9 protein-coding genes are annotated in these 8,435 nt (G+C 45.0%); 8 read left to right on the top strand and 1 reads right to left on the bottom strand.

What is annotated here, in order from left to right:
• Positions 1-141 precede the first annotated feature (141 nt).
• The 6 genes from DY78_RS08985 (at position 142) to DY78_RS08960 (ending at position 5,956) form a co-directional block, all read left to right on the top strand.
• Positions 142-1,674, top strand: coding sequence for a serine hydrolase (locus tag DY78_RS08985; protein ID WP_024626002.1), 1,533 nt, complete (start codon positions 142-144; stop codon positions 1,672-1,674).
• A gap of 164 nt (positions 1,675-1,838) precedes the next feature.
• On the top strand, positions 1,839-2,585 hold the full coding sequence (locus DY78_RS08980) for a lysophospholipid acyltransferase family protein (protein WP_024626001.1): 747 nt from the start codon (positions 1,839-1,841) through the stop codon (positions 2,583-2,585).
• 4 nt (positions 2,586-2,589) lie between these two features.
• Positions 2,590-3,411, top strand: coding sequence for a glycosyltransferase (locus DY78_RS08975; RefSeq protein WP_024626000.1), 822 nt, complete (start codon positions 2,590-2,592; stop codon positions 3,409-3,411).
• 16 nt (positions 3,412-3,427) lie between these two features.
• Entirely contained in the window at positions 3,428-4,390 is a 963-nt protein-coding gene (locus DY78_RS08970) for a glycosyltransferase family 8 protein (RefSeq protein WP_024625999.1), read from the top strand.
• Positions 4,387-5,247, top strand: a complete 861-nt coding sequence (locus DY78_RS08965) for a lysophospholipid acyltransferase family protein (RefSeq protein ID WP_024625998.1) — start codon at positions 4,387-4,389, stop codon at positions 5,245-5,247. Before DY78_RS08970 ends, DY78_RS08965 begins: the two co-directional genes overlap by 4 nt.
• A 100-nt stretch (positions 5,248-5,347) precedes the next feature.
• Positions 5,348-5,956: a TetR/AcrR family transcriptional regulator gene (locus DY78_RS08960; RefSeq protein ID WP_024625997.1), complete on the top strand. Its 609-nt coding sequence runs from the start codon at positions 5,348-5,350 to the stop codon at positions 5,954-5,956.
• Positions 5,957-5,982: 26 nt separating this feature from the next.
• Here the strand turns inward: DY78_RS08960 and DY78_RS08955 are convergent, their stop codons facing one another.
• Positions 5,983-6,564 (bottom strand): TetR/AcrR family transcriptional regulator, encoded by a 582-nt coding sequence (locus tag DY78_RS08955; RefSeq protein ID WP_024625996.1) that lies wholly within the window; start codon positions 6,562-6,564, stop codon positions 5,983-5,985.
• A gap of 161 nt (positions 6,565-6,725) precedes the next feature.
• Between DY78_RS08955 and DY78_RS08950 the strand changes: the two genes are divergently transcribed.
• Together DY78_RS08950 and DY78_RS08945 are read left to right on the top strand one after the other, a co-directional pair.
• Positions 6,726-7,784 carry an amidohydrolase family protein gene (locus DY78_RS08950; protein ID WP_024625995.1) on the top strand — a complete coding sequence of 353 codons (1,059 nt, stop codon included), beginning with the start codon at positions 6,726-6,728 and terminating at the stop codon, positions 7,782-7,784.
• An 83-nt stretch (positions 7,785-7,867) separates the two neighbouring features.
• Positions 7,868-8,329, top strand: coding sequence for a hypothetical protein (locus DY78_RS08945; RefSeq protein WP_024625994.1), 462 nt, complete (start codon positions 7,868-7,870; stop codon positions 8,327-8,329).
• Positions 8,330-8,435 lie beyond the last annotated feature (106 nt).

The raw sequence follows: 8,435 nt of genomic DNA, 5'->3' as shown, positions 1-8,435 counted from the left end.
GGTTATGCTGAACAATTTGTCCAAAAATTCGGATTAAATTTGCAATCTACCTTATATATAAATAAATTTATAATTATAGCGGATATAAATTAACTGTTGATCAAAGTTTGGTCAATAAGTCAAAATAAAGGGGATCGACCAATGACAAATCAGTTGCGGGGACTCACACTGACGATGACAGGGATAATTGGCTTAATCGGGGGCCTAGCTGGTTTAACACCAGCCCAAGCGGCGACAACGGCCACGGCGACCAGTAGTGCGGTCAGCACTAGTAGCAGTTCGGTGGTCAGTGCTAGTAGTAGTTCAACGGCTAGCAGTAGTAGTTCGGTTGCTAGTTCTAGTAGTTCCGCCGTCAAGCCAAAACCAAAGACGACGACCAGAACAGCCACGCAAAAGTTAACCGCTAAGGCGTACTTTTCGGTCAAAGCGGGGAATACATATGCATTTAGTGGCGATAATGCGCACGTGACGATGCATGCCAACCATAAGTTAAGCAATTATACCAAAACAACTTGGACCGCAACGGCGCAGACTGATGTGACGACGCCCAAAGGTCAAACGACGCGTTATTTATTAGTGAAAAACGCTAAGAATGGCGCGCAAGGCTGGGTGGTTGCTAGTAATTTAAAAGCGGGTCGTAATTATCAAGTTAGTGCCGTTAAAAAGCTAAAGGCGAAGAACTATGTTTACTTGAAAGCCGGCAAAGTTTATCAAAAGATGAACGGGAAAGCGAGCGCCATGCAGTGGGTCAAAGGTAAATCTTTGACCAAGACGCAGACGTATAAAGCGACCAAGCAACGGACGTATTATCGGCAAGGTAAGGCCTATATTTACTATTATGTGACTAGCACCAAAGGCGTCAAAGGCTGGGTCTGGCACAAGCAACTGAAAGCGGGGACGTATTATGACGTTGCCAAGCGTCAAAAAGCCATCAAGAGTAAGTTACAAAAGTATTTGAATTCCGTCACCAAAGACGGCACCGCGGAAGTGGCCTTTTATAACTTGTCACCAATTGCAGGTAGTCAGGCGGCCAAAGCACCGCACGCGAGTGTTTATCAGGCGGGTAAGTTGGCCGTTAACGCCCGCGGTAATCAGGTTACCACGTCGGCAAGCACGTATAAGCTGTACATTGCGGCTTACGTGTTACATTTGAAGCAACAACACAAGTGGTCATGGAGTAAGGCCAATACTAAAGGCATGCACGATATGATCGTGATTAGCGATAATCACTATCCGGTTAGCATTTTGAACAAATACGGGCGGACTAATATCAATCATTGGTTGGCTTCACAAGGTTATTATGGGGCGCCGTTTAGTTCAACGCGTAATTCAATGACGACGGCCAATAGTTTGATCAAAGTCTTAAAAGATTTGCAAAATGGGCAAAAGGCATTCAGTAATAAGAGTGATCGCGCGAAAGTCTTGAAGCTGATGCATCAACAAATTTATCGTAAAGGCATCCCAACTGGTGCGGCGGCCGCGTTGAAGGGGTCTAGCGTTCAAGATAAAGTGGGCTTCTTGTATGATAATAATGGTGATGCCGGCATCGTGACCTTACCAAATGGCCAACGTTATTTATTAGCCATTTTGACATGGGGGCATCGGCAATCTGGTTTTTCCGGATTTCCGCGGATTGCCAAAATCACCAAACAAGTTCAAAAAATTGTCTATTAAATAAAAAAACTTTGAACGGGGTGCGCCTTACTGGCACCGCGTTTTTTGTATGTCGTCAATGAGTGAACACTCATAAATGTGCTAAAAAGCATTTAACTCCTGAAAAAAGTGTGTTATATTACATCTGGTAATTGAGCACTCGCTCAAATAATGGAGGTGATGACGTGAAGTGGGGAAAACCACGTGTTTATCATTATCAAAATTGGCAAAGTGATGTGGTGACGAGTCGACAACAAAATTATCAATTACCGCCTAATTATCAGTGGCCGACCGCCAAGTATCGGCAATTCATGATACGCCATTTGGCGGGGCACTTGGCCTGGCTGTATGTTAAAGGTTGGTGGCGACCACGAATCATTGGTCGACTACCACCACAAGGTGCGTACGTCTTGTATGCCAACCACACGCAACCAACGGCGGATGTCTTGTTGCCGTTGGTTGTGGGCGGTGCCCAACGTTTCAACGCGCTGATTAGTCCCGCAAACTTAAAAGTACCCATCGTGGGCCCGTGGCTACCATGGGCCGGCGGGCTGGCGTTACCAGCGACTGGTCGCCAATTGGCCCAGTTAACGCAGCTTGTCACGCAACGGTTACAAAATCAACAGTTTTTAATGTTATACCCGGAAAGTCATGTGTGGCCATACTACACGCAAATTCGACCATTCAATGTGAGTGCCTTTCACTTTCCAGTGGCCAGTCACGTCCCAGCATACGTGATGACCACGACTTATCAAGCACCACGGCATCATCGACCGCAAGTGACAGTTTTCATTGATGGCCCGTTTTGGCCGGACGAACAACGACCACGCAAAGTTCAACAACACCAACTGAGCCAACAAGTTCGGACTTGCATGCAGCATCGCGCCGAAGCGAGTACTTATCAATATGTGCAATATGAGCAGCAGAGGTGATTTTATGAATATTTTATATTGTGGTGATATTAACAGTCAGCAAGGGTTGCTAATCTCAATCTTAGCGTTACGGCGACAAACGACGCGGCCGTTACACATTTATGTGTTGACGGCCACGATGCCCGGACTGACGACGCCGACCGCAGCGATTCCGGTCACGACGATGGCTTATTTGAATCAATTAGTCAAACAGACTTGTGACCGAAGTTGGGTTAATCGTTTAGACATTACCGCGTTAGTGGCGAAGAACACGCCCACCGCCAATTTAGCGACAATTTTTACGCCGGCCTGTATGTTGCGCTTGTACGCCGATCAAGTGCCGAGTTTGCCCGACAAGTTGTTGTATTTGGATACGGACGTGTTGGCGCGCCGCCCGATTGACGGTTTTTATGACCAAAGTATTGAAAATTATGAAATTGCCGGGGTGTTAGACCACTACGGTCAGTGGTTGTTTCATCAACATTGGCCGCACCCTGACTATTTGAATTCCGGTGTCTTGTTACTCAATATGTCGCGATTACGTGAAACGCACTTACTCGCCCGCTGTCGGCAACTTTGTCAGCAACAAAAAATGTTTATGCCCGATCAGTCTGCTTTGAATCGGTTGGCAACAGCGAAGTTAATTGTGCCGCGCAAATACAACGAACAGCGGCGGTTACATCGCAATACCGTATTTCAACATTTTACGACCAGCTTTCGGATGTTGCCGTGGCTTCATACGTTAACGGTCAAACCGTGGCAAGTTGAAGCCATGCATACAAAACTAAAATGTCATGCTTATGATCAATTATTAACGGAATACCAACAATTAGTAATTAATTTATGAAATGGATGTGAGCGCTATGCCAACAACAAACCAACCAGTAATTCCGGTCTTTTTTGCCATCGATGATAACTATGCGCCATATTTATCCGTGGCGTTAGTGTCGCTGATTAAAAACGCCAGTCAGCACCGGCAATATGAAATTAATATTTTGTCCGACCAGTTAAATGCCCAGCATCAGGCGGAATTAGCAGCCTTAGCGACTAAAAATGTGCACATTCAAGTCGTTGCCATGAGGCCAAAATTTAAACAAACGATGCAAGCGGCTCACGGCAAATTACGTGGCGACTACGAAACGTTGACCATTTATTTTCGATTATTTATCGCGGATTTATTTCCACAGTACGACCGGGCCGTCTATTTAGATGCCGACGTGGTCTTGAATAGTGATGTGGCCGACTTATATGATCAACCATTAGCTGATAATTTAATTGCGGCGGTCCCCGATACGTTTGCGGCCGACCATGCCGAAACCATCACGTATGTGGAACAAGCGCTGGGGATTCCGATTGGGCAGTACATGAATTCCGGCGTCTTAGTCATTAACATGGCCGCATGGCGTGCCCATGGATTCAGCGACCAATTCTTACATTTACTCAATACGTATAATTTCAACGTGTTAGCGCCGGACCAAGATTATTTGAATTTGATGACGCAAGGACATATCTTGCAATTACCAGCTACTTGGAATGCAATGCCCAGCCACAGCACCGTCGTTAAAAATCCCGCGTTAATTCATTACAGCTTATTCAACAAACCGTGGCATTATGACGATGTTGCTAATGACAACTATTTTTGGTATTACGCTGAACAATCTCCAGATATTGACCAAATTGTCTTAACGCAAGCGGCCTACGATGAAGCTGACAAGGAAAAGGATCGTGCCACCGAGCAAGGCTTACTCAAGGCCGCTTTGGCCGTGGTGATGGCTGGTGAGACCAACCGATTAATTGCGGCTAGCAAGAAGGCGGCGGTACTATGATTATTGGTGGCGATAAAGGCCCCGTAGTCGCAAACATTCAAGCGGCGGTACAGGCGAAACGCTTTAATCAAAAGGTCGAAGTTGACGACCCCAGCTATTCGACCCAAGAGCGTGAGCAAGTTTTAGCAACGTATTTAAAAACTACGTCAACTTGGCGTTATCGGGAACGCAATTTGGTCGCACGGGGGGTCGCAAATATCGCGACGGGCTGGTTTAACCGGCAAACGCAAGTGGTTGGGTTAGACAATTTGGCGTCAGTACACGGTGGCGCGATTATTACGAGCAACCATTTTAATCCACTCGAAAATACGGTCATTCGTCACATGGTTCATCAACGCCATCAGCACCAGCGTCTCTATATTGTTTGTGAAGACACGAATTATGCGATGACGGGACCGATTGGCTTTTTGATGCGTAACTATGACACCATTCCGGTCAGCCCGAATCTTAGGTATATGGGCCGTCAATTTACAACTCAACTTGAAACCGCCTTAGCCCATGGTGATGATGTTTTAATATACCCAGAAGAAGAGATGTGGTTCAACTACCGTAAGCCGCGGCCGCTAAAACGGGGTGCGTATTATTATGCTGCATCATTGCAAGTACCAATCATTTCGTGTTTCGTGGAAATCGTCGATGAACCGCGAGTCGATAATGCCGAATTTAATCAAGTGCGGTGGATTTGCCATGTGTTGCCGGTCATCTATCCAGATCCCAAGCTCAGTGTCCGGGCGAATAGTTTTGCGATGATACGCAAAGATTATGCGCAAAAACAACAGGCTTACGAACAAGCTTATCAGCAAGCGTTAACTTATGATTTTTCACCACAAGATATTGCAGGCTGGCGGGGGCACTAGGTTATTTTTTTGACCACAAACTGAGTAATTACTCAGTTTGTGGTAATAATGCTGGCTAGCGTATAATGGAGAAGAATTTTTAACTAACGAGGAAACGCGGATGACCAAAAGTGCACAACAGAGTGAAAAAATATTAAAGGTGGCGCGCCAATTATTTGCCACTAAAGGATATGAGGCGACCACGACGCGCCAAATTAATCAGGCGGCGGGCACGGCGGAAGGGTTGTTATATTATTACTTTCCGCATGGTAAACGGCAGATTTTAGATACGATCGTCCACATCGGGGTCCAAGAACGCCTAGATGTGTTTGCCGCGCGGCCAATGTCTGACGTTACCGCCAGTAATTTAGCGTCGCGTTTACTCGAGTTATTCGATTTATTATGGACGACGTTTAGTAGTGAGGAGAATTACCAAGCATTTATCATTACGGTGCGCGAGCGGGCGTTGTTGTCTGATGAACAGTCTGCTTGGTTAATGGAGCGGATTGATGAAGTACAGGCACAATTAGCCGATTCCTTACGAATGTTACCGGAATTTTTGACGATTAGTGACGCCCAACTCAACGATTGGGTTGGCATTATTTTCTCAATCTTTCAAAAGACGATTTATGACGAATTATTAATTCGCAATCACCGTCAATTACCTGAGCTAGTTCGTGATGAAGTCATTAACCGGATTGAATTACTAATTCAATTAAGTACAGACTAAAAAAACATCCATTTAAGGATGCTTTTTTAGTCTGTCGTTAAACCGAGCATTTTGTAGGGACTTAAATACCGCGTCTGCATCAAAATTTGGCTAAGTTCAGTTGGTGTAACGGGTTTTGATTGTGATAGCCAAACTTTGAAAACATCGAAAATACCGTCAATTTCTAAATTCCAAGCGAGTTCAGCGGGCAGTTGCGGTGTCAGTTTGGGGGCGCCTTTGCGGTTAGTTAATTGATGTTGGACGGCACTTTTAGTGCGCTGCTTTAAGCGATATTCCAAGCGGGGATCGCCATTTGGTCCTAAGAGCGCTTGGAGCAACGCAAAATTGTTGGCGACTAATTGGACCGCTTGTTGCACGACCGGATAAGGTTCTAAGTGATTTGGCGTCATAGTCTCATCAAAATAGCGCGCAAAAATAGCGGCCAGTGCTTGTTCAAATTGCATTTCTAACTGATTAAGTAAATCATATTTGTCGGTGTAGTGTTGATAAAACGTGCCTCGATTGATATCCGCTTGGGTCACAATGGCGGTAACTGTCACGTGTTCAAAAGTTGTCTGTTTTAATAAGGTAATCAAGGCCGCTTTAATTTTTGCTTCACCCGTTGTCATCGTGCATGAGACCTCCGTGTTATTTATATTGATAATCTCAATTATGAACGTCAGTGACTTAAATGACAAAAAATTGAACAAAATGATTGATTTTGCGGATTGTATCGGCAGTCGGCGCTTTCTAGAATGGACGTAATGATTATTTTAGGAGGTCATATTTTATGACAGCGATTATTGACGTACATACTCATTATTTACCAACGGCGTATACCGCGGCATTGAAACAACACATTGCGGGCGATCCAGACGGGTGGCCGACACCGGCATGGACCCCGGCTACCACCTTAAAATTTATGCAAAAAAATGAAATTAGTTATTCCTTGTTGTCTTTATCATCGCCACATTTCAATTTTGGCGACCGCGCCGAAACGATTAATATTGCCCGTTCGGCCAATACCGATGGCGCCAATTTAGCGCAGACGTATCCGGACCAACTTGGTTACCTGGCGTCATTGCCGTTACCCTACGTCAACGAGAGCGTGGCTGAGATAGACTGGGCCTTGCAGCATCAGGCGCGGGGATTCACGGTACCGACCAATACGCGCGGTATTTATTTTGGCAGTCCGATAATGGAAGAAGTTTATGCGCGGTTGAATCGCGCAAAAGCCGTGGTCGCCTTGCATCCCAACCAACCAGCTGCCTTGCCGCTCAATGTGAATATCGATTTACCAACGCCGTTATTAGGCTTCTTTATGGATACGACGATGACTTTCATGAATTTATTGCAATATCATTTTTTCGACCGGTATCCAGATATTCGGCTGATTGTACCCCATGCCGGGGCCTTTTTGAGCATTTTGGCTGATCGCGATGCGGCGTATGTTAAGGCATCGTATCAATCAGACTTATATGCAGCGATGCAACACGTTTATTTTGATACCGCTGGGGCAGTCTTACCACGGCAATTACCGATGCTGATGACATTAGCTGACCCAACTCATTTGCTGTATGGTAGCGATATTCCATATACCAATCCTAAAATTTCCAGTGAGTTATTAAAGGTGTTGCAACGTGGTAACACCCCGCAAGCCCGACGCCGGTTGCTGACGTTAGGGGTCGCCGAACACTTCGATAACTTCTTTGAAAAGCATGCCCAGTTACGCCAACTGCCAGCAGTTTTAGATTTGGAAGTGAAAATGCTCACTGGTGCCGGTATTTTGACGCCGAGTTTCAAACAAGCGATACTGACAGATAATGCCAAACGTTTATTTGCATTGTAAGTCGAACTTAGCAGTTAACTTTTACGCCCATGATTGTTAAAATGGTTACTATAATCTGGAACAACATGAGGGGTGAACTAAGCATGATCGTCTTAGATTTATTTTTAGCCTATTTGGTCATTCGGAACGTGGTGATTGAATCACGGTTAATGTATCGCGCCAAATATCGCTTTGGTCAAATCATTGTGGCCGCATTGTTAGTGATGTGGGGCGCTACGGGTGGCTTAGCGAACTTTGAAGAATTGTTATTTTATTCGTTATTCATGCTCGTTAGCATCATGATGGGCAACGGTGGTTTGACTAACGATAAATTAGTGATTCCGGGGTCATGGATCAAACGAACGGTCACTTTCAGTGAAATTAGCGGCATTCAAATTTCGGCGATCCCAATGTTGAACGAAAAAGCGCAAGTCATCGTTAAGTTTGTCTTGAACTCGCATCGTGAAATCAATATGATCTTCCAAGGAACGGTCACAACTGTCCAACAAGCCTTACGGGCGCGGGTTGGTCAAAATATTTCAATTGAAGTTTCTAAATTTGAATAGTAAAAAAAGTGATTTCGCCGCGGCTGAAATCACTTTTTTTGTATTAGTTTTTTAATGGTAGATTGCAAATTTAATCCGAATTTTTGGACAAATTGTTCAGCATAAC

It is taken from the genome of Lactiplantibacillus fabifermentans DSM 21115, from assembly GCF_000498955.2.
Lineage (GTDB): Bacteria > Bacillota > Bacilli > Lactobacillales > Lactobacillaceae > Lactiplantibacillus > Lactiplantibacillus fabifermentans.
Note: the sequence above shows the minus strand (reverse complement) of the source record. Positions and strands in the feature narration are given on the sequence as shown.

What these genes read in the sequence shown, in the direction of transcription:
- DY78_RS08985 (WP_024626002.1), top strand. Translation starts at nt 142, where the DNA reads ATGACAAATCAGTTGCGGGGACTCACACTGACGATGACAGGGATAATT.
- DY78_RS08975 (WP_024626000.1), top strand. Translation starts at nt 2,590, where the DNA reads ATGAATATTTTATATTGTGGTGATATTAACAGTCAGCAAGGGTTGCTA.
- DY78_RS08970 (WP_024625999.1), top strand. Translation starts at nt 3,428, where the DNA reads ATGCCAACAACAAACCAACCAGTAATTCCGGTCTTTTTTGCCATCGAT.
- DY78_RS08965 (WP_024625998.1), top strand. Translation starts at nt 4,387, where the DNA reads ATGATTATTGGTGGCGATAAAGGCCCCGTAGTCGCAAACATTCAAGCG.
- DY78_RS08960 (WP_024625997.1), top strand. Translation starts at nt 5,348, where the DNA reads ATGACCAAAAGTGCACAACAGAGTGAAAAAATATTAAAGGTGGCGCGC.
- DY78_RS08955 (WP_024625996.1), bottom strand. Translation starts at nt 6,564, where the DNA reads ATGACAACGGGTGAAGCAAAAATTAAAGCGGCCTTGATTACCTTATTA.
- DY78_RS08950 (WP_024625995.1), top strand. Translation starts at nt 6,726, where the DNA reads ATGACAGCGATTATTGACGTACATACTCATTATTTACCAACGGCGTAT.
- DY78_RS08945 (WP_024625994.1), top strand. Translation starts at nt 7,868, where the DNA reads ATGATCGTCTTAGATTTATTTTTAGCCTATTTGGTCATTCGGAACGTG.